The organism is Paenibacillus sinensis, assembly GCF_019904155.1.
GTDB lineage: Bacteria > Bacillota > Bacilli > Paenibacillales > Paenibacillaceae > Paenibacillus_AQ > Paenibacillus_AQ sinensis.
The window spans coordinates 1-1,087 of the sequence record NZ_JAHCMB010000204.1; the positions used below are offsets into that span (position 1 = coordinate 1).

2 protein-coding genes and 1 pseudogene are annotated in these 1,087 nt (G+C 48.5%); all 3 read left to right on the plus strand.

Annotated elements, in window-relative coordinates; translation table 11 throughout:
• Positions 1-273 (plus strand): annotated as a pseudogene (locus tag KIH86_RS25460) (hypothetical protein); the annotation flags it as partial.
• Positions 274-693 carry a hypothetical protein gene (locus tag KIH86_RS25465; protein ID WP_223088686.1) on the plus strand — a complete coding sequence of 140 codons (420 nt, stop codon included), beginning with the start codon at positions 274-276 and terminating at the stop codon, positions 691-693.
• 1 nt (position 694) lies between these two features.
• Positions 695-985, plus strand: coding sequence for a hypothetical protein (locus KIH86_RS25470; protein WP_223088687.1), 291 nt, complete (start codon positions 695-697; stop codon positions 983-985).
• Positions 986-1,087: the final 102 nt, after the last annotated feature.

Below are 1,087 nucleotides of genomic sequence, written 5' to 3' on the forward strand. Positions count from 1 at the left end.
GCCCTGGCTATATCGTTAATCGCCTTGTTTCTGTCTCTGGGCAAGCTGCTGATGGCATTTATAAAAGGCATTTTTGCTACGCTGGCCGGGTTTACATACACGCCGTCTACTCCAAGTAATGGACAGTGGACGCCGATCTTTCATAACGTCATCGACAGCTTGGGTCCTTATCAATTGGACAAGATCGCATATATCCTGCTCTTTTGCATCTGGATCTCAACGGCTTATGCCGCGATCCGGATTATCGGGAGCATTCGGAACGGAGGGGATTAGATGGATTTTTCCGGGGTGAAGATACCCTTTAGCGTCAATGATTCGCTCATTGTCGCTTTCGACTTTCTTACCATATACAGAGATTGGGTGCTGCTATCAATCGGTATCATCTTGGGTTTGATTATTTGCTGGATGTTGTTCCATCTGATGGATAAGAGCAAGAAGTCGGCGTCTACATCTGCCGGTAGGAGTAAAGCGGGGAATCAAAGATCGTCTCGATCCTCCGGCTCCGGCGTTCGGGGTAGTAAATACGACGCGCAGGGATACCACAAGCGAACAAGAGGACGGGGCGCTTTTACGGATGAAGAAAGACTGAAGCTAGACAGAGAAATGTATGATTACCTGACCAAAACGGGGCGGATCAAAGAGCGTAATGACTGGGTACGAAACACCAAAAAGGCTTATCTCATGAAGTCGTAGCATGTACGATTACTTCCTGCCGCAAGCCCTGCGGAATGCCATTGATTCGATCTTTTCCCCGCCGCTTACGTTTATCCAGCTTGCCCGCAGCTATCTAAATCATGCTAGTTTGGTTGCCGGTCACGGCATTAACATAAATAACTATCTTGGGCTGTTTAACTATCTTCCGGGGCCTATGCGGTCGGTGCTTGACTCACTGTTTGCCTCGATTGTGGTGCTGTCGATCCTGCTCCTGGTCAAGGTGATCATGAGAATGTACTACGCCTTTAAAGACGGCGCGAAGTGGTGGTGATGTATACGACATCCAGGGAACTGCAGCTCTGGCCAACGCCGATCGCTCCGGAGATTGCATACGAAAAAAATGGCCATTTTTTGAGTGTATACGAAAAAAGCT